Genomic DNA, 25,890 nt, shown 5'->3' on the forward strand with positions numbered 1-25,890 from the left:
CGGAAGGAGGCGGGCGTTTTGCTGCGTCAGGCGGCCTGGGCCGTGCCCCGGCGCATCCGCCAGAAGCGCAGGGTCCTGAGGGCCGCGTCGCGCTGAAGCTCGGCGTAGAGTTTGGCGTAGCCGCCGGCCTTGCCCATGGCGTTTTCCTCGCCGCCGATGATGACGACGGCGAAGGTCAGGAACAGGGAGCGGTCCAGGTCCGCCGCCTTGCAGATGACCGCCAGCGCGTCGAGCTCCTTCTTCTCCACGATCTGCTGGGCGGTGTGGAAGTCCACATCGGCCAGCTGGGCCAGGGCGATCAGGAAGGAGGTCTTGGAGCCGGAGCGGAGGAAGCGGGCCAGCATGGTCGGGGTCAACTGGTTGGCGGCCTTCAGTTCCTCGACATAGGCGAGGCATTCCGAATAGTCGGCCGGCAGGGCGCCGTCCTCGGTGGCGACGCGGGCGCGACCGGCGGCCAGGGCGCTTTCCAGCAGGGCCGGGTCCATCGAGGCGTTCTGTTCGAGGATCTGCTGACGCAGCCGGGCCTCGACGACGAAATACATGTCGTTGAGCAGGTCGGCGGGCAGACCCTTGCGCTGAACCGCGGCCTCGTGGAGCGCCGGATTGGCCTTGGCGCGTTCGACGGCGGTCTCGGTCGCGGTGCGCGACAGACGGGCGCCGTCGTTGCGGAGGAGCGTGCCCAGGGTCTCGTCGTCGCCGCGTTCGACGATGACTTCGGAGACGGCCTCGGAGACGGTCGCGCGCTCGGACACGGCGCGAAGGTGCGCCTGCCCCTTGGAGCGGACGACGCCCAACAGATCATCGTCGGTCAGGACGGTGGAGGCGCGCAGGACCGCATCGGCCACGGCGACCTCGTCGTTCGCCAGGCGACGGATCAGGCCGCGCGGGGCGTCGGGGGACAGGGCGAACCGGGCCGAAAGCTCGGCGCGGACGGCGGTCTCCATCTCGGCGGTGAGGTCGGTCAGGACGGAATCGTAGAGGGCGTCCTCGGCGGCGCTGCGCTGGGCCGCGCCGAAGAAATGCTCGGTCAGTTCGCGCAGCAGGGCCCGGCGTTTCTCGCTGGAGGGCTCCTGGGCGAGGAGGATCAGATCGGGCAGGCGCGAGCCCGTCTCCACCGGGGCGAAGGCGGCGTCGCTCATGGCAGGGTCGGATCCTGGTTCGGGACCACGCGGCGACGGCCCTGGGCGTCGCGAAGCGGCAGCTCCTGCGCGGGCTGATCGGCGAGGTCGAGCGTGACGCTGTCGAAGTAGACGGGTTCGGGCAGGGCGGTCGGATCGGGGCGGTGGCCCGCCTCGCGATGGACCGAATAGTAGCGCGGACCGGATTGGCCGGACGCGGCGGGCGCGGGCAGGGCGGCCGGGGCCTGACCTTGCGGTGCGTTCTGCTGCATCTGGAAGATGCGGGCGTCCTGGCGCGGCGCCATGGGGTCGGCGGCAGCCTGTTGCTGGACCGGAGCCTGAGTCGGGGTGGGAGCCTGTTGGGCAGCCGGCGCCTGGGGCGCGCGGGGCATGTTCAGGACCGGGGCGTCGCGACGCGGGGCCATCGGATCGACGGCGGCGCGCTGAACGGGTTGCGGCTGGGGCGCGGGCTGGCTGACGGTCGGGGCGATCGGAGGAGCGACCATCGCGGTCACGTCGCCGACGGGATCGGGCGCGCCGGGCGCATAGGCGGGGGTGACGCGCGGGCCGATCCAGGCGCTGGCCGGGGTCAGGCCGCGTGACGTGGCGATGTTGGAGACCGGGGCCTGCATCACCGGCTGGTAGGGCGACTGCGAGGGTGCGACGCGGCGCGGGATGATGCCGGTGCGGGCGCGGTTCTGGGCGGCGGTCACGTCGGCGGGCGTGGTGCCGGCCGGACGATTGGCCCAGGTCAGGTAGCGGCCGGAAGACGGGGCGGTCTGGGCGCTCGCCGCGGTCGTGACGAGGCACGCGCCCGCTGTCGCAAGAACAAGCGTCAGGAGGCGAGGGGCGCGATGCGGCAAGGGCGGGCTCCCGTTCGGAGAGGAACGAATGGTCAAGCCTAGCCGGATGCGGCTTAACCCCGCGCTAACGAGCGTAAAGGTTTCAGGCCTCGACGTTCAGGTCTGGTCGCGCAGGATCCGGCGCTCGATCAGGCGAGTCGCGGCGTTGAGCGCCAGACCGAGGACGGCGAGGCAGACGAGGGCGGCCAGGAGATCGGCCGTGCGCAGACGGTTTCCGGCCTCGAGCAGACGCCAGGCCAGGCCTTGCGCGGCGCCCGAGCCGGAGACGAACTCGGCCACCACGGCGCCGACGACCGCCTGACCGGCGGCGACGCGCAGACCCTCCAGGGCGAAGGGCAGGGCGGAGGGGAGGCGCAGACGCCAGAGGCGTTGCAGGGGCGTGGCGGCATGCAGGTCGAACAGACGCTCCAGATCCGGGTCGGCGGACTTCAGCCCGGTCAGGACGCCCGAGAAGATGGGGAAGAAGGCGATGGCGGCGGCGAGGGCCGTCACGGCGCGGTCGGCGTGGTCGAGCCCGAACCAGATCAGGACCAGGGGGGCGATGGCGACGACGGGGGTGACCTGAAGCGTCACGGCGAGCGGGGCCACGGCGCGCTCGGCCGGGCGGCTGAGAGAGACGCTGATCGCGAGACCGCCGCCGATCAGGGCCGCGACGATCAGGGCCTTCAGCGCCATCCAGAAGGTCTGGAGCGCCGAGCCGGCGAGGATGGGGCCGTTGTCGATCAGCGCGCGGGCGACGTCGCTGGGCGGGGGCAGGAAGTAGACGGGGACATGGAGCAGGCGGACGGACGCCTCCCAGATCGCCAGAAGGGTGGCGGTCAGGGCGAGGGCGGGCAGGGCGTCGAGGAGGCGTTTCATGCCGGGCGCTCCATGGAGCGGTCCAGCGCCTCGGCCACGGTTTCGACGGCCTCTCGATAGGCGGGGTCGCGTCGCCAGTCGGCAGGGCGGGGCAGGGGGCCGGGCATGGGCAGATCGGCGACGACGTGGCCGTCGGCGGCGGACAGGACGACGACGCGCCCGGCCAGATAGGCGGCCTCCTCCACGTCGTGGGTGACGAAGACGACGGCCATCGAGCGGGCGGCCCAGAGGCGGTGCAGGTCCTCGATCAGGCCCCGGCGGGTGATGGAGTCCAGCGCCGCGAAGGGCTCGTCCAGCAGGAGGAGATCGGGCTGGATCGACAGGGCGCGGGCGAGGGAGACGCGCATGGCCATGCCGCCGGACAGCTGGCGCGGACGGGCTGTGGTGCGGTCGCCAAGGCCCACGGCGGCGAGGGCGTCGTCGGCGCGGCGGCGGGCCTCGGCGGCGGGGACGCCGGACAGTTCTAGCGGCAGCGCGACATTGGTGCGGGCGTCGGCCCAGGGCATCAGGGTCGGGCTCTGGAAGACGAACCCGGTCCGGCCCGCGGGGCGGGTCACGGCGCCGGAGGCGGGCTGTTCGAGGCCGGCGAGGAGGCGGAGCGCGGTGGACTTGCCGGCGCCGGAGGCTCCGACCAGGGCGACGATCTCACGCGGGCCGACGCCGAGGGTCAGCGGGCCGAGGAGGGCGCGTCCCGGATAGTCGATGCGGACGTCGGCGAGGCCCGCGACGGCGTCAGCCACGGCCGGGCAGGAAGTCGTCGGTGAAGGCGGTGCGCCAACGCAGGTCGGCGGGGTAGACACCGGCCTGTGAGGTCACGTCGAAGAAGGCCTGCCACCGCTCGTCGGTCATGGTGCCCAGGCCATAGAGGGCGGCGTCGCCGGAATCGACGATGCCGTTCTCGCTGAGCTTGGTGCGGGCCTGATCCAGGATGTCCTGGGTCATCTCGGGGTTGGCCTTCTTGATCAGGTCGTCGGCGGCGGCCGGGTCGCCCCGGATGTAGTCGCGCCAGCCCTCGGCCGAGGCGGCGATGAAGCTGCGGAGCGCCGCGCCGTTGTCCCGCGCGAAACCGTCTGGCGACAGGACCATGGTGGCGTAGGAGGGGTAGCCTTCGTCAGCGAGCAGGAAGACGCGCGGGTCGAAGCCGGCCTCCTTCTCGATCGTATAGGGCTCGGAGGTCAGGTAGCCCTGCTGCACCGCTCGCTCGTCGGCGAGGAAGGGGGCCGGGTTGAAGTTGTATTTGCGGACCTGATCGTCGGTGAAACCGTATTTGGCTTTCAGCCAGACCCAAAAGGCGGTGATGGAGGCGTCCGCCAGCAGGAAGGGACGGCCGGCGAGGTCGGCGATGCTCTCCAGCTCAGGGTCGGGGTGGGCGATCAGGACCTGGGGGTCCTTCTGGAAGAAGGCGGCGACGGCCTTCACCGGGGCGCCCTCGGCCACGAGGTTCATCGGGATGAAGCTGTTGGAGCCCATGCCCAGTTCGACGGCGCCGGAGGCCAGAAGCTGGGGCACGTTCACGCCGGGACCGCCCTGGACGATCTGGACGTTCAGGCCGCGCCGTTCGTAGGCGCCCGAGGCCAGGGCCTGGTAGAAGCCGCCATGCTCGGCCTGGGCGCGCCAGTCGGTGGCGAAGCGGATGCGGACGCGGCCCTGGTCGTCGACGGGCGCCTGCTGATCGCCGCAGGAGGCCAGGCCCATGGCGGTCACGGCGACGCCGCCCGCGAGAACGAGCCGGCGGCTGACGACAGGTTGAGTCGAGCGACGCTGCATCGCCGCAAACTAGGGCCGGAGGGCGCGCAAGGGAAGGTGACGCTTGTCGTGTCGAACGACCAGGCCTGTCTCCTCCCTGTCGCGAAGCGATGGGGAGGTGGCGCGGCGCTTCTTCAGCGCCGTGACGGAGGGGGCGAGGTGATGTCGAAGTGAGGGCTCGTGGTGCTCGCGCGTCGAGACCCCGTCGCCCCCTCCGTCAGCTCGCGAAGGGCTCGCTGCCACCTCCCCATCGCTGCGCGACAGGGAGGAGACGAATAGGTCGGAGGGGCTCAAGCAGCGAAGCGCCGCGCGCTGAGCGGTAGCCCACTCCAGAATTGAGCGAGGGGACGACAAGCCCCGGCGAACCGAAACTCCTCGTCCCCTCGCCAAGTCCGGGTTGGGACTTGGCCATTGAGGTTCAGGGCCCTGGCGTCAGCGTCCGCAGGCGAACCCGGAGACGGTCGGCTGTATCCTGGCGGCTCCTGTCCGATGCCGGTCCGTCGGAGATTGCGTCCCCGCCGTCGTTCATCGATCCCGATCCGGTTCCCGTCCGCCTCGACGCCGAAGCGCCGGAAGCCTGGGGCCTGGACCCTGCCCGGTCTTTCCGCCGTCGCCCGAAAGCGCCTTTGGATCCTTGGTCAGAGAGCCGGACCGACCCGCTTGAAGTTCCGGCTCTCACCGGATTTCCGCGCCGCCGTGTCCCTCGGCCTGTTGACGTTCGCGCCAAATCCGTTAGACGGCAAGCGCCTGAAATCGCTGGGATGTGCAGCATCCGGCGAACGTCGGTGGACAATCTTGTTAACTTCTGTGGACGGACGAGATTCGCCTTGGCGGATCAGCGGTTTGGCTTGTCCACAGTTTCGGCCGGGATGATGGTGTCCGGGACGAGAGCAACCGCGTAGGCCAGATTGGTGATGTGGCCGCCTTCGATCTGCATGCGCGGGATGGGCGTTTCTCGAGCGACGGTTTGGCGCCGTGCAGAGCCTTCCCGTCCTATGACGAAGGTTTCGCAATTTCGAAGAGTCAGCCAGGCGACCTGCTTGTCACCCGTGAGCGAGATGGTCTCGACCTGTCCTTCGTAGCCAATGGGGAGGTCGCTCATTTCGAGGTCCGTGACCACCCAGGCGATCAGATGCTTCTGGTAGCCGGCTTCAGGCTGAAGTTGGCCGATGACCGGGCTTAGCCACCCGTACAGCAAGGCGTGCAGTGTCGAGTTCGGGCTGGCGTTCCGGGCCACGCGCCGGGCGGCGAGGAAGCCCAGCGCAGACAGGCCGAGCAGTTGAACCAACAAAAGAGCGATCTCGGTTCCCAGCCGATCGGCCTTCCTGTCGCCGAGGAAGAACCGATAGACATTTGGGTCGAATGGCACTCTCCACTCGGTGAACTCACCGGCGATGTCGTTGAGAAGCAAGCCGACCGCCGCGATGGAATGCGTCCCCAAAGCGCCGAAGACGACGATCGCCAGAGAGATCAACGACGTCGGTGCGGGCGCGGCCGGATGGACGACATCCTTGCCTTTTGAAAGGAACAGGCCTGCGAAGACCGCAAGCCCCGGCGCCAGCACGAACAAAGCCCAGGCGACCGTCAGGGTGATCGCCATTCAGGGCACTTCAGGCGGCGGCTTTCGCCTTAGGTCTGGGGGCGGGCTTGGGCTTCACGACAATGACCCCGTCAGGTCGCAGTTCGCCATTCGCCAACATCTTGGACCAGCTGCCATAGACCTTGAGCAGCGTCGGGCCGGTCGCGATAGCGGCGTCCGAGGTCAACTTCGTTCCAGTCATCTTCGCCTCCGCTCTCGCTCGTTCCTTAGCACAGTTGGGGATTTCGACCCCGAACGCAAGTGCGTCAGCCCGCCAGGGCCTCGCGCTTCTCTTCCAGCTCCAGCCATTCCATCTCTGCGGCGTCGAGCTTTTCCTGGGCGGCTTCGAGGGCCTTCATGGTGGAGGCGAAGCCGGAGGGGTCGCGGCTGTAGAAGTTGACGTCGTCGAGGCGTTTCTGGTGGGTCGCGATCTCGCCCGGCAGGGCGGCGATCAGGGTGTCCAGCTCCTTCAGGCGGTGCTGGTCCTTGAAGGAGAGTTTGCCGGGTTTGGCGGGCGGCGGAGGGGGCGCAGGTGTAGCGACGGCGGGTTTCGACGCAGCCGGGGTCGCGACCTTGGGTTTGAGGAAGTCCGGGTTCTGGCCGATAAAGTCGGTCCAGCCGCCGGGGGTCTCGACGATGTCGCCCCGGCCGTTCATGCCGATGGTCGAGGTGGCCAGGCGGTCGACGAAGTCGCGGTCGTGGGAGACCAGGATCAGGGTGCCGTCGTACTGCTCCAGCAGCTCTTCCAGCTTGTCGAGCGTGTCCATGTCGAGGTCGTTGGTCGGTTCGTCGAGGACCAGCATGTTGGCGGGCTTGGCCAGGGCGAGGGCCAGCAGCAGCCGGTTGCGCTCGCCGCCCGACAGGGTCGAGATCGGCTGGCGCAGCTGGGCGTCGGTGAAGAGGAAGTCCTTGGCGTAGGCGGCGACGTGTTTGGAATGGCCGCGCACGATGATCGAGTCGCCGCCGCCGGGCGTCAGAGCGTCCCACAGGGTCATGTCGGACTTCAGCCCCTCGCGGGACTGGTCGAGGTAGACGGTCTCCAGGGCCGCGCCGAGTTTGACCGTGCCGGCCGTGGGCTCCAGCTCGCCCAGCATGATCTTGACCAGGGTGGTCTTGCCCGCGCCGTTGGGGCCGACGATGGCCAGGCGGTCGCCGCGGATGATGCGGCTGGTGAAGGGCTTGATGACGACCCGGTCGCCGAAGGATTTGGTGATCCCCTTGAGATCGGCGACCAGCTTGCCCGAAGTACCGCCGGAGTCGACGCCGAGCTGCATCTCGCGCGGACGGTCGCGGGCCTGTTCGGCGCGTTCGGCGCGCAGAGCCGCCAAGTTGCGGGCGCGGCCCTCGTTGCGGCTGCGGCGGGCGGTGATGGAGGAGTAGAAGGTGGCCGTCTCGCGCTCGATGGTCTTGGTCAGCTTCTCGAAGGCGATGGCTTCCTCTTCCATCGTCTTGGCGGCCCACTCGTCGAAGGCGTCGAAACCCTTGTTCAGGGTGCGGACGCGGCGGCCTTCAAGCCAGTGGCAGGACTGGGTGACGCGGTTCAGGAAGGCGCGGTCGTGGGAGACGATCAGGGCGGCGGACTTGGCGTTGATGATCTCGTTCTCGAGAAGCTCGATCGCCATGATGTCCATGTGGTTGGTCGGCTCGTCGAGCAGGAGCAGGTCGGGCTCCTCGGCGAAGGCCTTGGCCAGGGCCGCGCGACGCGTCTCGCCGCCGGACAGGCCCTTGGTGGACTTGTGCGGGTCCATGCCGAAGGTCTCGAGCCAGGCGTCGGCGGTCCAGTGGTCGGCGCCGTTGGAGGTGGCGTAGTCCGACAGGGTGTCGCCGGCGATCAGGGGCTCCTGCGGCACATAGGCGAACTTGACCGCGCCGTTGATGGTGCGATTGCCGCTGTCGGGCTCGATCAGGCCCATGACGACCTTCATCAGGGTCGACTTGCCGGCGCCGTTGCGGCCCACGAGGCAGGACCGGGTGCGCGGCTCGATCGACAGATCTACGCCGTCGAACAGGGGGCGCTGGCCGTCCTGGAGACGGACGTCCTTGAGGGCGACGAGGGGCGGACGGGGAGAGGAACGGGGAGCCATGGCGGGCGCATATAGAGGACGGGCGGAGGTCTCGCCATCGAACTCGGGTGATTGACACATACCGTCCGGACGGTATGTAGCGCGCATGAACGCTCTCGCTCGCCGTCGCGCCCCCGAAACCACCCGCGCTGAAATCCTGGACAAGGCCGTGGAGGTGGCGTCGGAAGGCGGCACGGGCGGCTTCACTCTGGACGCGGTGGCGGCGCGGACGAGCTTCAGCAAGGGGGCGGTGCTGCACCACTTCCCGACCAAGACGGCGCTGCTGGAGGGGATGGTGGATCATCTGGGACAGATGTTCACCGAGGCCATCCTGACCGAGGCGGCGCGGGATCCGGAGCCCTATGGGAGAAACGCGCGGGCCTATCTGAGGGTCACGATCAACGACACGGTGACGCCCGCGGACGTCAGCGTCGGTCGCATCATCCTGGCGGCCTGCGCCATGGAGCCGAGCCTGGCGGCGCGGTGGACGAAGTGGGTGCGAGAAGTGACGAAGGACGACCCCTGCGATCCCGTCGGGGCGGATGACGCCCTGTTGCTGAGGCTGCTGGCGGACGGTCTGTGGATGTCGGACCTGTTCGGGGTTCACGAGATTTCGCCCGAGCAGAGGAAGGCGATGCTGTCCCTGCTGACGCCCGGTCATCCGGCCATGCTGGAGCCGGCGGAATGAGCCCGCTGACCTGGGCGGCCTTGCTGGGCGCGATCGGGTTCGAGGTGGCGGGGACGACCCTGCTGCAGAAGAGCGAGCAGTTCACGCGGCTGTGGCCGACGCTGGGGATGGCGGCCTGTTACGGCCTGGCCTTCTATCTGCTGTCGATCTGCCTCAGGCAGATGCCGGTAGGGATCGCCTATGCGGTCTGGAGCGGGCTGGGCGTCGTGCTGATCTCCGTCATCGGCCTGGTGGTGTTCCGGCAGAAGCTGGATGCGCCGGCGCTGCTGGGGCTGACGATGATCGTGGGCGGGGTGGTGGTGATCAACCTGTTCTCCAAGGCCACGGGGCACTGATCGGTCGCGACATCGCCTGCATCGGGGCGTAAGAGGCGGCGGATGACCGCCCCCTTCTGGCAGACCAAACGCCTGGATCAGATGACCCGCGAGGAGTGGGAGAGCCTGTGCGACGGGTGCGGCCTGTGCTGCCTGATCCGGTTCGAGGACGAGGATACGGGCGAGGTCTTTCCAACGCGGGTCCACTGCAAGCTGTTCGACGGGCAGCTGTGCGCCTGTACGGACTATGCCAACCGCAAGGAGCAGGTGCCGGACTGCATCAAGCTGACGCCGTGGAACATCCAGGCGCTGCAGTGGATGCCGAAGTCGTGTGGATACCGGCGCGTGCATGAGGGGCGCGGGCTGGCCTGGTGGCACCCCTTGGTGTCGGGCGATCCGGAGACGGTGCATACGGCGAACGTCTCGGTCCGGGGGCAGACGATCTCGGAGGAAGAGCTGGATCAGCCGGAGGACGCGATCGACCACGACGCGTCGGACTGGATCGAGGAACGCGGGCTGGAACAGCCAAGCTCCGGATCGCGCTAACGAAAACTTCGGATGTCACCGTCATCTTCGTCTCTGGACGGAGATCCGCATGACCGCAGAGCGCGTTGTGACAGAGAGGGAGCAGGGAGGAGATCAGGCGGCGTTCGACCGGCTGGTGACGCTTGCCTGCACCATATTCGACACCCCTGTCATCATGCTGTCCGTGCTGGACGGCGAGCGGACCGTGTTCCGCTCCAATGTGCCGATCTCGATGGGGTCGATGCCCCGCGAACAGAGCGTGTCGCAGGTCGTGGCCGCCATGGGGCCGAGCGGGGTGCTGGTGGTCGAGGACGCCACCGCCCTGGCGCCGTTCAACGCCCACCCGATGGTGACCGGGCCGGACGGGATCAGATTCTATGCGGGGGCGGCGATCACGACGGCGGACGGCCGGACGGTCGGGGCGTTTTCGGTGCTGGATGTGAAGCCGCGGCCTCGGCCCGGCGAGCAGATGCTGGACGCGCTGAAGCTGATGGCCGGGATGGCGGGCGACATCCTGGATCAGACGGCGGCGACGCGTCGGATCGACGAGCAGCTGGGTGTGCTCAGGATGGCCGAACAGATGTCGGGCGTCGGTCACTGGCGGCTGGAACTGGCCACCAACAAGGTCTTCTGGTCGGACGAGGTTTACCGGATTCACGGCGTCAGTCGGGAGACCTTCGACCCCGGCTATGACGATGCGGTCGGCTTCTATCATCCCGACGACCGGGCCGAGGTCCGGAGCTGCATCCAGCGGACGATCGAGACGGGCGAGCCCTATGAGTTCCGGCTGAGGATCGTGCGGGGCGACGGCGAGGCGCGGATCGTCGTGTCGCGCGGCATGGCCGAGAGCGATCCGGAAGGACGGGTCAGTGCGCTGTACGGCGTGTTCCAGGATGTGACGGAGGCCGAGACGGCCCACGCCCGGATCGTCGAGAGCGAGGCGCGCTATCGGATGCTGGCCGATGGGGCCACGGACATCATCATCACCTACGGCATCGACGGGATCGTGACCTATGCCTCGCCGTCGGTGGAAACCTCGAGCGGCAAGACGCCGGCGGAGGTGGTTGGGCGGCCTGTGACCGACATGATCCTGGCGGAGGATGTGCCGGCCTTGGCGGAGAGCTTCCGGGCCCTGGTGAAACTGCCGGTCGGACAGGCGTCCAGCGGCGTGCGGTATCGCGGGGTGCATCGCGACGGGTCGGTGAGATGGTTCGAAGCGCGGACGACCCTGATCCGGGACGCCGAGGGCAAGGTCACGGCCTTCCACGACGTGGTGCGCGACATCACCGAGACCAAGCGGCTGGAGGCCGAACTTATTGCGGCGCGCGACGTGGCGGAGGCGGCGGCGCGGGTGAAGTCAGAGTTCCTGGCCAACATGTCCCACGAGCTGAGGACGCCGCTGACGGCGGTGATCGGCTTCTCCAGCCTGTTGCAGGACAGCGCGGCCTTGCCTGAGGCCGAGCGGCGCTATGCCGACCGGATCGCGACGGCGTCGGAGGCGCTGCTGAGCGTCATCAACGACATCCTGGACTACTCCAAGCTGGAAGCCGAGGCGGTCAGTCTGGATGCGGCGGCGTTCGATCCGGAGGCCATGGCGCGGGGCGCGGCGGCGATCGTGGAAACCCAGTGTCTGGCCAAGGGGGTCGGGCTGACGATCGCGGTCGCGGACGACCTGCCCGCCGCGGTTCTGGGCGACGAGGGCCGGCTGCGGCAGGTGACGCTGAACTTCCTGTCCAATGCGGTGAAGTTCACGGTTTCGGGCGGGATCCGGCTGGACGTCGGGCGCGCCGGGTCAAGGTTGAGGGTCGCGGTCACGGACAGCGGCATCGGGATCGCGCCGGAGAAGATCGCCGCCCTGTTCGACCGGTTCACCCAGGCCGATGCGTCGACGACGCGGGTCTATGGCGGGACGGGTCTGGGGCTGGCGATCTCGCGCCGGCTGATCGAGCTGATGGGCGGCCAGATCGGGGCGGACAGCCGGCCGGGCGAAGGCTCGACCTTCTGGTTCGAGGTTCCGCTGCTGGAGGCCGAGGAGACGGCCGAGGCCGAGGCCGAGGACGCCGTGGGCCTGGCGCCCGGCACGCGGATCCTGCTGGCCGATGATGCGCCGGCGAACCGGGAGCTGGTGCGGATCATCCTGTCGGGATGGGGCGTGGCGCTGGACGCCGTGTGTGACGGGGCGGAGGCGGTTCAGGCCGCCTCGAGCGAAGACTACGACCTGATCCTGATGGACGTGCATATGCCGGTCATGGACGGGATGGACGCGTCGCGGGCCATCCGGGCGCTGGAGGGGCCGAGAGCCTCGACGCCGATCCTGGCTCTGACCGCCAATGTCCAGCCCGAGCAGGTCGACGCCTGCGCCGAAGCCGGGATGGACGGTCACGTCGGAAAGCCGATCCAGATCGGCGAACTGATCGCGACCATCGCCGGGGCGTTGAAGTCCAGGGACGAAACCGGGGCCGCAAAGGCCGCCTGACTGTCAAGGATCCGGCCGAAGTTGGCAAAGGATCGTCCGAATACGCCTTAGATTTCAAAGGTCGGAACTCTTAAGAGCCGATTTGCGAGCCCAATGACGCTGATCCCCTATGGTTTGGGCATGGCGGGAAAAGGGGCGACGCGGTGAGCGGGCCCGGCGACCGCCTCCGACATCCGAAATCGAGGAGACGATCATGCCATCCAGCCCGGATGCCTATGCCGCGTTCGCGCCTGCGCCGTCCGCGCCCGCGCGCCGCGCCGAGGCGGTGACGCCCAACGACACGACCGATCTGCCGAACCTGGCCAAGGCGCTCTACGTCGGGGTGACCGGCGATGTGCGCGTCGTCCCGGTGGCTTCGCCGGGTGGGGCGGCGGTGACCTTCGTCGGGCACCCGGTCGGCTATATGCCGATCCAGTGCGCGCGGGTGATGGCGACGGGCACGACGGCCGGGTCGCTGGTGGCCCTGTTCGACTGATGCTGTCCTTCGGTTATCCGCACGCGGCGCCGGGTGGAGCGATCGCCGGGCGTCGGTTCGAGGTCGCGGGTCTGCCGCTGTGGTCCGCGGCCGTGCGACGCGCCCAGGCCGGGCAGGGACGGGCCAGGGTGCTCTGTCTCGGCGACAGCACGACCGCAGGCTTCGGTTCGGTGGTACGGGCGGACGCCTGGCCGCGTCGGCTGGCGGGTCTGATGACGTCGCGCGGCGGGCGGGAGACCAACCTGTTCTCGGACGCCAATCTGGCCGTCTCCTATGATGCGCGGATGGTGCGTGGCGCGGGGTGGACCAAGAACGGGTCGAAGACCCTGGGCGGGTTCCTGTGGCTGAACTCCACGACCGCCAACGCCATGACGTTCACGCCCCAGACCGCCTTCGATACGGTCGATGTCTTCACCTATGGGGGCGGCGGGATCACGGTCGCCATCGGCGCCGGGACGCCGGTCAGTTTCGCCGCCGGCGGGGGCGTGTTGAGCAAACAGACCGTCACGGTCGCGCAGGCCGGGCTGACGCGTGGTCTCCACGCGGTGTCGATCACACGAAACGGATCGGCGACCCTGTCCGGGCTGAACTGTCACACCGCAGCGTCCGGCATCGATGTGATGAACGCCGGAGTGGCGGGGTGGAAGGCGTCGGACTTCTCGGGTTCCGCCTATGCGGCCGACGCCGCCTTCAGTTTGATCGCGCCGGACCTGACGATCATCACCCTGGCCATCAACGACTACAATCAGACCACGCCGACGACCCAGGCGAGCTTCAAGGCCAGTGTTCAGGGGTTGATCGACAAGGCGAAGCTGACCGGCGACGTCCTGCTGGTCGTGCCCAACGACACGGGCGGGACCTATGCCGCCAATCGCGCGGCCTTCGTCCAGTATGTGCGAGATCTGGCTGCGACGAACGGCCTGAAGACGCCGCTGGACCTGGCGGACGTTCTGGGCGGCTACGCCACGGCCAATGCGGCGGGCGACATGCTGGATATGTCCCACCCGTCCGCTCAGGGGCACGGCAAGATCGCGGCGGCGATCCACAGAAGCATCGCCTGAGCCATCGCCGGCGAGACCGGCGTCACAGACACAAGGATCGCCATGAACTGGATGAAACGGCCGTTCGGCCGGCGCGCCTCCGCGCCTGAAGTCAAGGACAGCCGCGCCGGGCCGATGATCGCCCTGACGGGGGCCGGGCGGGCGCGGTGGACGCCGCGCGACTACGCCAACCTGGCGACAGAGGGGTTCGGCAAGAACGCCGTGGCCTATCGCTGCGTGCGGATGATCGCGGAGGCGGCGGCCTCGGCGCCCCTGGTGGTGTTCGCGGATGGGGTGCGGGACGACGACCACCCGGCGGCGGGGCTGCTGAGGAAGCCGAACCCCGAGCAGTCGGGGCCGGAGTGGCTGGAGACGATCTATGGCGCGCTGCAGACGGCGGGGAACGCCTATGTCGAAGCCGTGGGCGACGAGACGCCTCAGGAGCTGTGGAGCCTAAGGCCGGACCGGGTGCGGATCGTGCCGGGCAAGGCCGGTTGGCCCGAGGCCTATGAATATGCGGTCGGCGGGCGGTCGGTGCGGATCGGGCGGGAGGCGGACGGCTGGATGCCGGTGATGCAGCTGAAGCTGTTTCATCCGACGGACGACCACTACGGGTTTTCGCCGCTGGAGGCGGCAGCGTTCGCCATCGACGTCCACAACAGTTCGGGCGCCTGGAACAAGGCGCTGCTGGACAATGCGGCACGGCCCAGTGGCGCGCTGGTCTATGCGTCGAAGGACGGCGAGCGGCTGAGCGAGGCGCAGTTCGCCGCGCTGAAGGCCGAACTCGGAGAGGCGCACCAGGGGGCGACGAACGCGGGACGGCCGATGGTGCTGGAGGGCGGGCTGGACTGGAAGCCTATGTCGATGACGCCGGCGGACATGGACTTCATCGCCGGGAAACATGCGGCGGCGCGCGAGATCGCCCTGGCCTTCGGGGTGCCGCCGCAGCTGCTGGGCATTCCCGGTGACGCGACCTACGCCAACTATCGCGAGGCCAATGCGGCCTTCTGGCGAGGGACGGTGATCCCGCTGGCGCGGAAGACGGCCGGGGCGCTGACGGGGTGGCTGGGCGGACGGTTCGAGGGGATCCGGGTCGAGCCCGATCTGGACGCCGTGCCCGCCTTGCAGCCCGAGCGGGACGCCCTGTGGGCGCGGCTGTCGGCGGCGAGTTTCCTGACGGATGAAGAGCGCCGCCGGATGGCGGGGGTCGGCGCCTGATGGACGATCTGAAGAAGACGGCCGTGGCGCTGGGCGTCGCTCTCACCGTGCAGACCATCGGCGGCCTGGTCTGGGCCGGCGGGGCGGCGGCGCGGATCGCGACCCTGGAGGAGCGGGTCGGGGAACAGAGGCTGGTCGCCGAACGGCTGGCGCGGCTGGAGGAGCAGGGCGTGGCGACACGGGCGGCCGTGGCGCGGATCGAGCACCGGCTGGAGGAGATGCGATGAGGGTCGCGGTCGAGGCGGGTCTGACGATTCAGGGTTATGCGTCGCTCTGGGGCGTGGCGGACCTGAACGGGGATGTGGTGGCGAAGGGCGCCTTCGCCGACAGCCTGAAGCGAACGGGCGCGGGCGGGGTCAGAATGCTGCACCAGCATGAGAGCCGCGCCGTGGTCGGCGTCTGGGACGAGATCGTCGAGGACGCGAGGGGCCTGTTCGTGCGCGGCCGGATCTCCGACTGGTCGGCCGAGGCCCGCTATGCCCAGGCGCTGAGCCGGGCGGGGGCGCTGGACGGACTGTCGATCGGGTTCCGGGCGGCGAAGGCGCGGCGGGACGGGCGGCTGAGGGTGCTCAGCGGGGTGGAGCTCTGGGAGGTGTCGCTGGTGACGTTTCCGATGCTGCCGGCGGCGCGGTTCAGGCCGATCTAGGAACTCCCGGTCGTTCGCGACCGGAGGACGGCGGGGCGCGGCGTTCCGCCCGCTCCTTATCAACGGGAGACATCATGAAAGAGATCAAGACTGCCTCGGGCACGCCCGAGGCGCGCGCTGCCATGCACGAGATGATGGCGGCGTTCGAGGCGTTCAAAGGGGCCAATGACGCCCGGCTGGACGAGATCGAGAAGAAGGCGTCGGCCGATGCGCTGCTGGAGGAGAAGGTGGCGCGGATCGACCAGGCGGTGGGCGCGGCCCAGGCGCGTCTGGATCGGGCTTTGTCGGAGGCACGGCGTCCTGTGATCGGCGCTGAGCCGGCGGCGGTCGCCTCGGCGCCCGAGGCCAAGGCGGCTTTCGAGGGTTATGTGCGCACCGGGCGCGAGCTGGGTCTGGAGCTGAAGGCGGGGCTGTCGGCGGCGCCGACCTCGGGCGGCTATGTCGTGCCGCCGGAGACGGAGCGGGCCATCGAGCGTCGCCTGATGGCGACCAGTCCGATGCGCGAGATCGCCACGGTGCGAACGGTGGCGTCCGGCGTGTTCCGGAAGCCGGTGTCGACGGCGGGCATCGCCTCGGGCTGGGTGGCGGAGACGGCCGCGCGGCCGGAGACGGATCCGGCGACCCTGGCGCTCCTGGAGTTCCCGGCAGCCGATCTCTACGCCAATCCGGCGGCGACCCAGACCTTGCTGGACGACGCCCTGGTCGATCTGGACGAGTGGCTGGCCAGTGAGGTCGAGGACGCGTTCGCCGCGCAAGAGACCACGGCCTTCGTGACCGGCGACGGGGTGAACAAGCCGAAGGGCTTCCTGGGCTATCCCATCGTGGCGGATGCCGGCCATGCCTGGGGCGACATCGGCTATGTCGCGTCGGGCGCCGCCGGAGCCTTCGCGAGCTCGAACCCGACCGACAGGCTGATCGACCTGATCTATGCGCCCAAGGCCCAGTTCCGGCCGAACGGTCGGTTCGTGATGAACCGAAAGACCGTTTCGGCGGTCCGCAAGTTCAAGGACGCGGACGGCAACTACATCTGGTCGCCGGCGACGCGGCCGGGCGAGACTGCATCGCTGCTGGGCTATCCGGTGACCGAGATCGAGACGATGCCGGACATCGCGGCCAACAGCCACGCCATCGCGTTCGGCGACTTCCAGCGCGGCTATCTGATCGTGGATCGCGCGGGCGTTCGGGTGCTGAGGGACCCGTATTCGGCCAAGCCCTATGTGCTGTTCTACACGACCAAGCGCGTGGGCGGCGGCATCCAGAACTTCGACGCCATCAAGGTGATGAAGTTCAGCGCGAGCTGATCCGCCCGGTCTCCTCCCCTTCGGCGCAGCCGATGGGGAGGTGGCTCGAAGCGTAGCGGAGAGACGGAGGGGCTCTTCGTTCAGTCGCCTGTGCTGCGGCCAGAACCCCTCCACCACTTCGTGGTCCCCCTCCCCATTCGCCAAGCGGCGAACGGGGAGGAGACGCCGACACCTGACATCGGAGAATACCCATGACCGCACCCGTGAGCCTCACGGAGGCGAAGCTGTTTCTGCGCGTCGAGCACGAGGCGGAGGATCAGCTGATCCAGACGTTGATCGACGCGGCCCGGGCGCGGGTGGAGGGGGAGGCGGGGCTGAGCCTGACCTCGACCTCTCCGGCGCCGCTGAGGCTGGCGATCCTGATGCTGGCCCTGCGCGCCTACGAACGGGGCGAGGTCGAGATGTCGATCCAGCCGGTCGAGGCCTGGATCGCGCCCTATCGCGTGGTGCGGCTGTGAGGGTCCTGGCGGATCTCCTGGAGCCGGTCGAGGCGGAGACGCCCTATGGCGGGCGGGTCGTCAGCTACGAACCGCTGGGGTCGGTCTGGCTGCGCGTCGAGAGCCGCAGACGACGGGACCGCACCGAGGCGGGCGCGAGCGCGGCGGTCGACACGGCCACGGTCGAGACGCGGGCGGACCCCCGGCTGAGCGAGGGACGCATCGTCCGCTTCGGCGGGGGCGACTGGACCATCGCGGCCGTCGGCGGCGACCCGGACCGGCCGGGACGCGTGACCCTGAACATCGAGAGGACGCGATGAGCGGACATGAGGCGGCGCTGCAGAAGGCGCTGATCGCGCATCTGCGCGAGGATACGGCCTTGCAGGCCCTGGTGGGCGATCCGGCGCGGATCTGGGACACGGCGCCGAGGGGCGCGGCCTATCCGCACCTGTTGATCGGGCGATCCGAGAGCCGGCCGGTCGAGGCGGACGGGTGCGGGGTCGAGCACCAGCTGTCCCTTCGGTGCGCCTCACGGTTCGAGGGGACGGAGGAGGCCAAGGCCATCTGCGCGGCGGTTAGGACGGCGGTCCATGAGGCGGCGCTGGAGGCGGACGGGGTTCGCGTCGTGTCGATCCGAGCGACCTATGCCGACGTGTTCCGCTCCAGCGATCACCGACGGACCTGGGGCGTGATCCGTCTCCGGGCCGTCACCGAAGACATCTGAGGAGAGCGATCATGGCCGCACAGCGTGGCAAGGACATACTGCTGAAGATCGAGAGCGCGCCGGGCGTGTTCACGACGGTCGCGGGCCTGCGGGCACGAACGATCTCGCTGAACGCCCGGACGGTGGATGCGACGGATGCGGATTCCGCAGGCCGATGGCGAGAGCTGCTGGGCGGGGCGGGCGTGAAGTCGGCGGCGGTGTCGGGGCAAGGGATCTTCCGGGACGCGGTGTCGGACGCCCTGATCCGGGAAGCCTTCTTCGATCAGGGGCTGAAGATCTGGCGACTGATCGTGCCGGACTTCGGAACTCTGGAGGGGCCGTTCCTGGTGTCGGCGCTGGAGTACGCTGGAGATCACGAAGGCGAGGCGACGTTCGCCATCAGCCTGGCCAGCGGGGGCGCGGTGGCGTTCAGCGCGGCATGAGTGTGAACGGGGCGCGGGGCGAGGCCATCGCGGTGCTGGCGGGCGAAGAGCGGAGGCTGTGTCTGACGCTGGGGGCTCTGGCGGAGATCGAGACGGCGCTTGGCGTGTCGGGGGTGGCGGCGCTGGCTGAGCGGATGAGGGCGCTGTCGGCTCGGGACCTGATGGCCGTGCTGGCGGCCCTGTTGCGGGGCGGCGGCGAGGGTTCGCTGGCTGGCGCGTTGGATCGGGCGGCGGTCGATCCGGTCGAGGCGGCGGAAGCGGTGGCCCTGGCGTTCGCGGCCTCATCCGGTCGGGCCGGAGCGTGACGAGGTGGTTGAGGCGACGCCCTGGGCGGCGATGATGCGGACGGCCGTTGCTCTCGGCGTGGCGCCTGACGGGTTCTGGCGGCTGTCGCTCATGGAATGGCGGATGCTGACGGAGACGGCGGTCGGGACCGCGCCCTTGGGGCGGGATGAGTTCGAGCGCCTGATGGCGACCTGGCCGGACGGAGGTATGGAATGAGCGACGACGATCGACCCGACGCCTTGGACCGCGTGCCCGCGCGAGCGGCGGAGGCCGCGGCGGCTCTTGAAGCCCTGAGGGAGCCGGCTGAGCGGGCGGCGTCCTCGATCGAAGAGGCGTTCGGCAGGGCGGGGGCCAGTCTGACGCGATCCCTGGCGCGGGCGGCCGCGGATGGCGAGGTCAGTCTGGCCGAGCTGGCGCGAGCGGTGCTGGGCGCGGTGGGCGCGGGGCTGGGCGGTTCCGGCGGCGGGTTGGGCGCGGCGATCGCGCAGGCGGTTGCGGGCGCGGTCGGCTTCGGCGGAGCGCGGGCGGACGGCGGGCCGGTGCTGGGCGGCGGGGCCTATCTGGTCGGCGAGCGCGGGCCGGAGGTGTTTCGGCCGCAGGGCGCCGGCGTGATCGAGACTGTGGGCGGAGGCGGAGTGACGGTGAATGTTTCCGTCGATGGCGGGGCGCCGGGCCTGCTCAGATCCGAGGCGCAGATCGCCCAGATGCTGGCCAGAGCCGCCGCGCTGGGGGCGCGGCGGCTCTAGGCATTCCTGGAGGGCTACCGCTCGATGCGCCCCCCGGTCTGATCTCCGATCGGCCGGAGGACAGGCTATGTCTCGCTGCTTGAGCCCGGCAGGATCTATTGACCCTTGGGGTTGGGGCCGAAGCGGTTGTCGCCGCGCTGGCTGTCGCTCAGGCCGATCCAGAGCAGGAAGCCGAGGCAGAGCAGGCTCAGGATGCCTATGATGCCGAACACAGGGGCGATCATGGCCCAGACGGCGGCGGGGTCTTCGTTCTCCAGGGCGGCGTAGTTGGCGAAGATCGAGGCGCCGACGGTGGCGAAGATGGCGAAGAAGCCGATGACGGTGGCCACATAGGGAATGGCGGCGAGCCAGCCCGTGTGCCCCATGTCATGCAGACGCTTCACCGCGATGGCCAGGTTCGGCCAGATCAGGGCGATCGAGATCAGACCGCCCAGGAACGGGATCCAGCCGGCGACGACGCCGACGCCCAGGCAGATCAGCCAGCCGATCCAGAAATGCGACCGCCGCATGCGGCCCTCGAACGAGAAGAGGGCGGTCTTGAAGTCGAAGCCGTCAACGGGAACCCCGGGCGTGGCCGAGGGGGCGCCGGGCGCGGGGGCTGCGGCCAGAAGCATGATGTTGGTGGCCTCGCCGGCGACCGGCACGAAGTCGACGCGGAGCCCAGCGGTGATGGCGGCGGGCGGTGACACGGCCTCGCGGCCGAAGGTGTAGCGAATGCCGTCGTCGCCGGAGATGAGACCGGCGCCCGAGGCGTCGTCGAAGCTGAGAATCTGACCGCGCATTGAACCTGGGGCTCCCCTGCCTGCGGCCGAAGGTGGCCGCGTTCGGCGTCGAGACTGGACGAGCGGTGCTCTGCGGACAAGTGAAACAGGAGCAATGGAATGGCCTTTCACGAGGTGCGCCTGCCCGCGCGGCTGGCGTTCGGATCCACGGGCGGGGTGGAGCGGCGAACCGATGTCGTGACCTTGGCGTCCGGGTTCGAACGGCGGTCCAGCCCGTGGGCCATGGGGCGCAGACGCTATCTGATCGGCGCGACCCTGAGATCGCTGGCGGATATGGCGGAGTTGACCGCCTTCTTCGAGGCGCGGCGGGGAAGGCTGTACGGGTTCCGGTTCCGGGACTTCGCCGACTTCGCCTCATGCGATCCAGGCGGGACGCCGGCGGCGGCGGACCAGGCGCTGGGGATCGGCGGCGGTGGGCGGACGGCGTTTCCGCTCGTGAAGGCCTATGGAGATGTGCTGCGGTCGATCGCCAAGCCGGTCGAGGGGTCGGTGCGGGTGGCGGTCGGCGGCGTCGAGCTGGCGAGCGAAGCGTTCGCGGTCGATGCGGCGACGGGTGTCGTGACTCTGGCCTCGGCGCCGGGAGCGGGCGCGGCGGTGACGGCGGGATTTCTGTTCGACACGCCGGTGCGGTTCGACGCGGACCGGCTGGAAGTCACGCTGGAGAGTTTCGGCGCCGGGCGGATGGCGGCGGTTCCCCTGATCGAAGTCAGGGTCTGAGATGCGCGACATACCGGGGGAGTTGGCCGCCCGCATCGAGAGCGGGGCGGCGACGCTGTGCCATGTCTGGATCGTCGAACGGGTAGACGGCGAACGACTGGGGTTCACTGATCACGACCGGGACCTGACCATCGACGAAGTCGTGTGTCGGGCGGCGAGCGGGTGGTCGCAAGGGGCGGCCGAAACGGCCGAGAGGCTGGCGGCCGGAAGCCTGGCGGTGCGCGGCGTGCTGGATGACGAGCGGATCGTCGAGGTGGATGTGGCGGCGGGGCTGTGGGACCGGGCGACGGTCGCGCTGTGGCGCGTGGACTGGCGACGGCCGGATCTGAAGGTCCTGTTGGGGCGTGGGACGTTGAGCCGGATACGGCGCGAGGGCGAGGGATTCACGGCCGAGATCGAGGGGCCGCTGGCAGCGCTGGAACGGGTCGTGGGGCGGACCTATGGGCGGACCTGCGACGCCGTGCTGGGTGATGCGCGATGCGGCGTCGATCCGGGCGGGAGGGGCTGCGACAAGCGATGGGAGACCTGCGTCGGGACCTTCGCCAACGCGGTCAATTTCCAGGGCTTTCCGGACATTCCGGGCGACGACTTCCTGACCGCCTGGCCGGCGACGGGTGGGCGGAATGACGGCGGAAGCCGACGATGAGCGCGGTGGTCGAGGCGGCGAAAGGCTGGCTGGGCACGCCCTATCGGCATCAGGCCAGCGTGAAGGGCGAGGGAGCGGACTGTCTGGGTCTGGTGCGCGGAGTGTGGCGTCAGGTCGTGGGCGAGGAGCCCGAGGAGACGCCGGCCTATCAGCCCGACTGGGCCGAGGTCGGCGGGGAAGAGACCCTGCTGGAGGCGGCGGGGCGATGGCTGGTCGAGAAGCCGGTTTCGGAGATGGCGCCCGGCGACGTGCTGCTGTTCCGCATGGCGGAGGGGGTGGCGGTGAAACACTGCGCCATCCTGAGCGACATCGGCGGGCCGGAGCCCAGGATGATCCACGCCTACTGGGGTCGGGCGGTGGTCGAGAGCTGGATGGGGCCGTGGTGGATGCGGCGGCTGGCGGCGGCGTTCGCCTGGCCTGAAGGAGGTCGTTGATGGCGCAGGTCATTCTGGGCGGGATCGGCGCGGCCGTCGGCGGCGGGGTCGGACAGGCGATAGGCGCGGCGCTGGGCGGGGTGGTGGATCGGGGGCTGATCGGCGCCCTGTCGCCGGCGCGTCACCGGGGGCCGCGACTGGAGACGCTGAGGGTCCAGTCGACGGCCGAGGGATCGCCGATGGCCTGCGCCTTCGGCCGGGCGCGGGTGACCGGTCAGGTGATCTGGGCCGCCCGGTTCCTTGAACGGCGGCACGAGAGCGGCGGCGGCAAGGGCGGACCCAAGACGGTCGAGCACGCCTATTCCCTGAGCTTCGCGGTGGCGGTCTGCGAAGGACCGATCGACGGGATCGGACGGATCTGGGCCGACGGCAAACTGATGGACCAGACCGGCGTGGCGATGCGGGTCTATCGCGGGACGCCGGACCAGACGCCCGACCCGCTGATCGAAGCGGTGGAGGGGACGGCGCCCGCCTATCGCGGCACAGCCTATGTCGTATTCGAGGATCTGGCGTTGGACGCCTTCGGAAACCGGGCGCCCCAGCTGAGTTTCGAGGTGTTCAGGAGGCCCGGCGGTGAAACCCTTGAGGAAAAGCTGGAGGGGATCTGCCTGATCCCCGGCGCGGGCGAGTTCGTGCTGGCGACCGATACGGTCCTGCGGCGCGAGGGTCTGACGAAGACGACGCCGGAGAATTCGCATCTGGGGGACGGTCGCACCGACCTGATCGCGTCGCTGGATCAACTGCAGGCGCAGTGTCCGAACCTGAAGCGGGTCAGTCTGGTGGTCGGATGGTTCGGCGGCGACCTGAGGGCGTCGCACTGTCGGATCAGACCGGGCGTCGAGCGGCGCGACAAGCCGACCGAGCCGATGGAATGGTCGGTCGCCGGGCTGGACCGGTCCAACGCGCACCTGATTTCAGAGACCGGAGGCGCCCCGGCCTATGGCGGGACCCCTTCCGACGACAGCGTGCGACAGGCGGTTGCGGCGCTGAAGGCGCGCGGCTGGGCCGTGACCCTCTATCCGTTCGTCTTCATGGATGTGGCGGCGGACAATGATCTGCCCGATCCCTACGGCGGTCCGCGACAGGCGGTCTATCCGTGGCGGGGACGGATCAAGGGTCGGGACGGCGCGAATGCGACCGGCGATATCGCGACGATCTTCGGCGGGGACTGGGGTCTAAGGCGGCTGGCCCTGCACTATGCCGCGCTGGCGGCCGAGACGGGGTGCGACGGTCTGCTGATCGGATCGGAGATGCGGGGGCTGACCTGGACGCGGGATGCGGCGGGCGGATACCCGGCGGTGGCGGCCTACCGGACCCTGGCGGCGGACTGCCGGGCGGTGGTCGGACCCGGCATGGCCTTGTCCTATGCGGCGGACTGGTCGGAGTATTTCGGACACCGTCCGAACGACGGATCCGGCGATGTGATCTTCCATCTGGATCCGCTGTGGGCGGACGAGGCGATCAGCTACGTCGGCATCGACTGGTATCCGGCGCTGGGCGACTGGCGCGAGGGCGACGGCGGTCTCGACGCGGAGGATTTCGCCGGGGCGGACGACCCGGCCTATCTGGCGAGCCAGGTGGCGGGCGGCGACGGGTTCGACTGGTTCTATGCGGATGCGACAGACCGCGCGGTGCAGGCGCGGACGCCGATCTTCGATGGAGCCCACGGCGAGCACTGGGTGTTCCGGTCCAAGGATCTCGTCGGCTGGTGGTCGCACGAGCACCACGACAGACCCGGGGGCGTGCGCAGTGCGACCCCGACCGCCTGGGTTCCGCAGATGAAGCCGATCCGGCTGACGGAGTTCGGCTGTGCGGCGGTGGACCGGGGCGGCAATGCGCCGAACCTGTTCCAGGATCCGAAGTCGTCCGAAAGCTTCCTGCCGCCTTATTCGACGGGCGCGCGGGACGACCGGATGCAGCGGCGGGCGCTGGAGGCGGTGCTGAACCATTTCGAATGGCCCGGAAACAATCCGGTTTCGGCCGTCTATGACGGGCCGATGCTGGAGGCCGCGGACGCCTGGTGCTGGGACGCGCGGCCCTGGCCGGCCTTTCCGGCGCTGTCGGACGTGTGGGCCGACGCGGGCGCCTGGGCGGCGGGACACTGGCTGAACGGACGGATGGGCGGCGAGGCGACCTTGTTGCTGGCGGCCATCCTGAAGCGCGGCGGGGTCGAGGATTTCCAGATCGGCCAGCCGGCGGGCGCCGTGTCCGGCTATGTGATCGACCGCCCCATGCGGACACGCGATGCGCTGGAGCCGCTGTTGCAGGCCGTCGACATGACGGCCTGCGAGCGAGGCGGGCGGGTGTCCTTGATCGGTATGGAAGCGGTGGGCGGGACCTTGTCGCTGGAAGACATGGCGCTGACGGATGACGGCGCGGGGCCGGTGCGGCTGCGGTCGCTGGAGGCCCGGCCGGGAACGGCGCGCGTGCGGTTCATCGACGAAGGCGCGGACTATCAGACCGGATCCATCGTGGTGCGCGGCGACGGCGAGGCAGGGGGCGTGGACGCCGACCTGCCGGCCGTCTGCGACGTGGGGCTGGCGAAGGGGCTGGCGGGCCGTCTTCTGAAGGCTGAGGGCGAGGATCGGCTGACGGTGGCGCTGGGCCCGCTGGAGGCGTTGCGGATCGAGGCCAGTGATACGGTGGCGATCGAGGGCGAGACCGGCGAGTGGCGGGCCGAGCGGGTAACGTTGGACGAGACTCCGACGGCGGTTCTGTCGCGGATCGAGGAGACGGTGGTCGGGCGCGAACCGGTCGTCTGGCGACCGGGGGAAGGCGTCGAAGTCGCGGGGGCGCCGTTCGTGCGGATCCTCGACCTGCCGCCCCTGCCGGGGGCGGAGGGGGACGGGCGACTGATCGCGGCGGTGGCTGGCGAGCCCTGGCGACCGATGACGGTCCATGTCGGAGAGGACGTGGACACCCTGACGGCGCGAGGCGTGGTCGGCTCGCCGGCGACGGTCGGGCGGCTGACGGAGGTGTTGTCGCCGGGCGTGCTGCATCGCTGGGACGAGACCCATGCGGTGGTAGTGCGACTGGAAGGCTCGGCGCCCGCCAGTCAGTCGGAAGCGGCGGTGTTGGGCGGGGGGAACCTGCTGGCGGTCGAGACGGCGGTCGGCTGGGAGGTCGTGCAGTATCGGCAGGCGACCCTGTTGGGCGATGGCGTCTGGCGTTTGAGCGGACTGTTGCGGGGGCAACAGGGGACCGAAGACGAGATGGCGACGGGCGCTGTCGTCGGCGCCGTGGTCGTTCTTCTGGACCCGATGGCGGGACGGTTCGAGACGGCGGTCGGAGAGCGAGGGCTGGCGCGGATCGCGCGGGTTGGACCCAGCGGCCGGGTTCCGGGCGGGGCCGGGTTCGCGGAGGTCGCCTTCACGCCGGTGCGCCGCCACGCGCGTCCATGGAGCCCCGTTCTGACCGTGGAAGCCGAAGGCGATGGACGGCGGCTGGCCTGGACGCCAAGGGTGCGGATCGGGGATGTCTGGGATCTGGAGCCGGCCGAGGTCGATCCGCGTCGGTTCCGCATCAGGGTGCTGGACGGAGGGGTCGAACGGCGGGCCTTCGAGGTCGAGGGGCTGTCGGCCCACTACTCGGTAGAGAAGATGGCCGAGGACTTCCCGGCCGGTGTCGGGCCGGGCGCGATGGTCGCGGTGGCGCAGTACGGACCCGGCTTCGGGTGGGGCGTGGAGGCGCAGGCGGCCTTGTTCGTCTGAAAAACATTGCGCCGCACACCGCATGCCTTAACTGACGAAGCGCAGACCGGTCGCGTTGTGTGCGCCGGATTCGACGG

Annotated in this window: 30 protein-coding genes; 21 read left to right on the forward strand and 9 right to left on the reverse strand. The window is 69.7% G+C overall.

Annotated elements, in window-relative coordinates; all coding sequences use genetic code 11:
• Nucleotides 1-26: 26 nt before the first annotated feature.
• The 8 genes from ACETK8_RS06155 to ACETK8_RS06190 all read right to left on the reverse strand — a co-directional run bounded on the left by ACETK8_RS06155 (nucleotide 27) and on the right by ACETK8_RS06190 (nucleotide 8,248).
• Nucleotides 27-1,139, reverse strand: a complete 1,113-nt coding sequence (locus tag ACETK8_RS06155) for a DUF2336 domain-containing protein (protein ID WP_374038634.1) — start codon at nucleotides 1,137-1,139, stop codon at nucleotides 27-29.
• Entirely contained in the window at nucleotides 1,136-1,981 is an 846-nt protein-coding gene (locus ACETK8_RS06160) for a hypothetical protein (RefSeq protein WP_374038635.1), read from the reverse strand. The genes ACETK8_RS06155 and ACETK8_RS06160 overlap by 4 nt, the downstream gene beginning before the upstream one ends.
• A 96-nt stretch (nucleotides 1,982-2,077) precedes the next feature.
• Nucleotides 2,078-2,839, reverse strand: a complete 762-nt coding sequence (locus tag ACETK8_RS06165; RefSeq protein WP_374038636.1) for an ABC transporter permease — start codon at nucleotides 2,837-2,839, stop codon at nucleotides 2,078-2,080.
• Nucleotides 2,836-3,579: an ABC transporter ATP-binding protein gene (locus ACETK8_RS06170; RefSeq protein WP_374038637.1), complete on the reverse strand. Its 744-nt coding sequence runs from the start codon at nucleotides 3,577-3,579 to the stop codon at nucleotides 2,836-2,838. Before ACETK8_RS06170 ends, ACETK8_RS06165 begins: the two co-directional genes overlap by 4 nt.
• The gene (locus tag ACETK8_RS06175; protein ID WP_374038638.1) at nucleotides 3,572-4,606 is read right to left on the reverse strand and encodes an ABC transporter substrate-binding protein; all 1,035 of its coding nucleotides are present in this window, start codon (nucleotides 4,604-4,606) and stop codon (nucleotides 3,572-3,574) included. Before ACETK8_RS06175 ends, ACETK8_RS06170 begins: the two co-directional genes overlap by 8 nt.
• Nucleotides 4,607-5,420: 814 nt before the next feature.
• Nucleotides 5,421-6,185 (reverse strand): hypothetical protein, encoded by a 765-nt coding sequence (locus tag ACETK8_RS06180; RefSeq protein WP_374038639.1) that lies wholly within the window; start codon nucleotides 6,183-6,185, stop codon nucleotides 5,421-5,423.
• A gap of 10 nt (nucleotides 6,186-6,195) precedes the next feature.
• Nucleotides 6,196-6,366: a hypothetical protein gene (locus ACETK8_RS06185; RefSeq protein ID WP_374038640.1), complete on the reverse strand. Its 171-nt coding sequence runs from the start codon at nucleotides 6,364-6,366 to the stop codon at nucleotides 6,196-6,198.
• 64 nt (nucleotides 6,367-6,430) lie between these two features.
• Nucleotides 6,431-8,248: an ABC-F family ATP-binding cassette domain-containing protein gene (locus tag ACETK8_RS06190; RefSeq protein WP_374038641.1), complete on the reverse strand. Its 1,818-nt coding sequence runs from the start codon at nucleotides 8,246-8,248 to the stop codon at nucleotides 6,431-6,433.
• 85 nt (nucleotides 8,249-8,333) lie between these two features.
• Between ACETK8_RS06190 and ACETK8_RS06195 the strand changes: the two genes are divergently transcribed.
• The 17 genes from ACETK8_RS06195 to ACETK8_RS06275 all read left to right on the forward strand — a co-directional run bounded on the left by ACETK8_RS06195 (nucleotide 8,334) and on the right by ACETK8_RS06275 (nucleotide 19,524).
• Nucleotides 8,334-8,915 (forward strand): TetR/AcrR family transcriptional regulator, encoded by a 582-nt coding sequence (locus ACETK8_RS06195; protein ID WP_374038642.1) that lies wholly within the window; start codon nucleotides 8,334-8,336, stop codon nucleotides 8,913-8,915.
• Nucleotides 8,912-9,250: a DMT family transporter gene (locus ACETK8_RS06200; RefSeq protein ID WP_374038643.1), complete on the forward strand. Its 339-nt coding sequence runs from the start codon at nucleotides 8,912-8,914 to the stop codon at nucleotides 9,248-9,250. The genes ACETK8_RS06195 and ACETK8_RS06200 overlap by 4 nt, the downstream gene beginning before the upstream one ends.
• 42 nt (nucleotides 9,251-9,292) lie before the next feature.
• Nucleotides 9,293-9,775 (forward strand): YcgN family cysteine cluster protein, encoded by a 483-nt coding sequence (locus ACETK8_RS06205; protein ID WP_374038644.1) that lies wholly within the window; start codon nucleotides 9,293-9,295, stop codon nucleotides 9,773-9,775.
• A gap of 49 nt (nucleotides 9,776-9,824) precedes the next feature.
• A complete protein-coding gene (locus tag ACETK8_RS06210; RefSeq protein WP_374038645.1) occupies nucleotides 9,825-12,230 on the forward strand; it encodes a PAS domain-containing protein in 2,406 nt (801 codons plus the stop codon).
• A 193-nt stretch (nucleotides 12,231-12,423) separates the two neighbouring features.
• Complete coding sequence (locus ACETK8_RS06215) at nucleotides 12,424-12,705, forward strand: spike base protein, RCAP_Rcc01079 family (protein ID WP_374038646.1); 282 nt, start codon at nucleotides 12,424-12,426, stop codon at nucleotides 12,703-12,705.
• Nucleotides 12,705-13,766 carry an SGNH/GDSL hydrolase family protein gene (locus ACETK8_RS06220; protein WP_374038647.1) on the forward strand — a complete coding sequence of 354 codons (1,062 nt, stop codon included), beginning with the start codon at nucleotides 12,705-12,707 and terminating at the stop codon, nucleotides 13,764-13,766. Before ACETK8_RS06215 ends, ACETK8_RS06220 begins: the two co-directional genes overlap by 1 nt.
• Before the next feature lie 42 nt (nucleotides 13,767-13,808).
• Nucleotides 13,809-14,963 (forward strand): phage portal protein, encoded by a 1,155-nt coding sequence (locus tag ACETK8_RS06225; RefSeq protein WP_374038648.1) that lies wholly within the window; start codon nucleotides 13,809-13,811, stop codon nucleotides 14,961-14,963.
• Nucleotides 14,963-15,190, forward strand: coding sequence for a hypothetical protein (locus ACETK8_RS06230; protein ID WP_374038649.1), 228 nt, complete (start codon nucleotides 14,963-14,965; stop codon nucleotides 15,188-15,190). Before ACETK8_RS06225 ends, ACETK8_RS06230 begins: the two co-directional genes overlap by 1 nt.
• On the forward strand, nucleotides 15,187-15,609 hold the full coding sequence (locus ACETK8_RS06235; protein ID WP_374038650.1) for an HK97 family phage prohead protease: 423 nt from the start codon (nucleotides 15,187-15,189) through the stop codon (nucleotides 15,607-15,609). The genes ACETK8_RS06230 and ACETK8_RS06235 overlap by 4 nt, the downstream gene beginning before the upstream one ends.
• 74 nt (nucleotides 15,610-15,683) lie before the next feature.
• Nucleotides 15,684-16,910 carry a phage major capsid protein gene (locus ACETK8_RS06240; protein WP_374038651.1) on the forward strand — a complete coding sequence of 409 codons (1,227 nt, stop codon included), beginning with the start codon at nucleotides 15,684-15,686 and terminating at the stop codon, nucleotides 16,908-16,910.
• A gap of 191 nt (nucleotides 16,911-17,101) precedes the next feature.
• Complete coding sequence (locus ACETK8_RS06245; RefSeq protein ID WP_374038652.1) at nucleotides 17,102-17,368, forward strand: head-tail connector protein; 267 nt, start codon at nucleotides 17,102-17,104, stop codon at nucleotides 17,366-17,368.
• Complete coding sequence (locus tag ACETK8_RS06250) at nucleotides 17,365-17,667, forward strand: phage head closure protein (protein ID WP_374038653.1); 303 nt, start codon at nucleotides 17,365-17,367, stop codon at nucleotides 17,665-17,667. Before ACETK8_RS06245 ends, ACETK8_RS06250 begins: the two co-directional genes overlap by 4 nt.
• Nucleotides 17,664-18,071: a DUF3168 domain-containing protein gene (locus ACETK8_RS06255; protein WP_374038654.1), complete on the forward strand. Its 408-nt coding sequence runs from the start codon at nucleotides 17,664-17,666 to the stop codon at nucleotides 18,069-18,071. The genes ACETK8_RS06250 and ACETK8_RS06255 overlap by 4 nt, the downstream gene beginning before the upstream one ends.
• A gap of 11 nt (nucleotides 18,072-18,082) precedes the next feature.
• On the forward strand, nucleotides 18,083-18,493 hold the full coding sequence (locus ACETK8_RS06260) for a phage major tail protein, TP901-1 family (RefSeq protein WP_374038655.1): 411 nt from the start codon (nucleotides 18,083-18,085) through the stop codon (nucleotides 18,491-18,493).
• Nucleotides 18,490-18,798 carry a GTA-gp10 family protein gene (locus ACETK8_RS06265; protein ID WP_374038656.1) on the forward strand — a complete coding sequence of 103 codons (309 nt, stop codon included), beginning with the start codon at nucleotides 18,490-18,492 and terminating at the stop codon, nucleotides 18,796-18,798. The genes ACETK8_RS06260 and ACETK8_RS06265 overlap by 4 nt, the downstream gene beginning before the upstream one ends.
• 34 nt (nucleotides 18,799-18,832) lie before the next feature.
• Nucleotides 18,833-18,994, forward strand: coding sequence for a phage tail assembly chaperone (locus tag ACETK8_RS06270; RefSeq protein ID WP_374038657.1), 162 nt, complete (start codon nucleotides 18,833-18,835; stop codon nucleotides 18,992-18,994).
• Complete coding sequence (locus ACETK8_RS06275) at nucleotides 18,991-19,524, forward strand: phage tail tape measure protein (protein ID WP_374038658.1); 534 nt, start codon at nucleotides 18,991-18,993, stop codon at nucleotides 19,522-19,524. Before ACETK8_RS06270 ends, ACETK8_RS06275 begins: the two co-directional genes overlap by 4 nt.
• Nucleotides 19,525-19,619: 95 nt before the next feature.
• On the opposite strand, the gene ACETK8_RS06280 is transcribed toward ACETK8_RS06275, so the two are convergent.
• A complete protein-coding gene (locus ACETK8_RS06280; RefSeq protein WP_374038659.1) occupies nucleotides 19,620-20,306 on the reverse strand; it encodes a DUF805 domain-containing protein in 687 nt (228 codons plus the stop codon).
• Between the two features lie 99 nt (nucleotides 20,307-20,405).
• Between ACETK8_RS06280 and ACETK8_RS06285 the strand changes: the two genes are divergently transcribed.
• From ACETK8_RS06285 to ACETK8_RS06300, 4 genes are read left to right on the forward strand one after another with little or no spacing between them, the layout of a single operon-like run.
• Nucleotides 20,406-21,023, forward strand: coding sequence for a phage distal tail protein, Rcc01695 family (locus tag ACETK8_RS06285; RefSeq protein WP_374038660.1), 618 nt, complete (start codon nucleotides 20,406-20,408; stop codon nucleotides 21,021-21,023).
• A 1-nt stretch (nucleotide 21,024) separates the two neighbouring features.
• Nucleotides 21,025-21,669, forward strand: coding sequence for a DUF2163 domain-containing protein (locus ACETK8_RS06290; protein WP_374038661.1), 645 nt, complete (start codon nucleotides 21,025-21,027; stop codon nucleotides 21,667-21,669).
• Entirely contained in the window at nucleotides 21,666-22,103 is a 438-nt protein-coding gene (locus tag ACETK8_RS06295) for an NlpC/P60 family protein (protein ID WP_374038662.1), read from the forward strand. Before ACETK8_RS06290 ends, ACETK8_RS06295 begins: the two co-directional genes overlap by 4 nt.
• Nucleotides 22,103-25,813 (forward strand): baseplate multidomain protein megatron, encoded by a 3,711-nt coding sequence (locus ACETK8_RS06300; RefSeq protein WP_374038663.1) that lies wholly within the window; start codon nucleotides 22,103-22,105, stop codon nucleotides 25,811-25,813. The genes ACETK8_RS06295 and ACETK8_RS06300 overlap by 1 nt, the downstream gene beginning before the upstream one ends.
• The last annotated feature ends 77 nt before the right edge of the window (nucleotides 25,814-25,890 follow it).

It is taken from the genome of Brevundimonas staleyi, from assembly GCF_041893865.1.
GTDB classification, from domain to species: domain Bacteria; phylum Pseudomonadota; class Alphaproteobacteria; order Caulobacterales; family Caulobacteraceae; genus Brevundimonas; species Brevundimonas staleyi.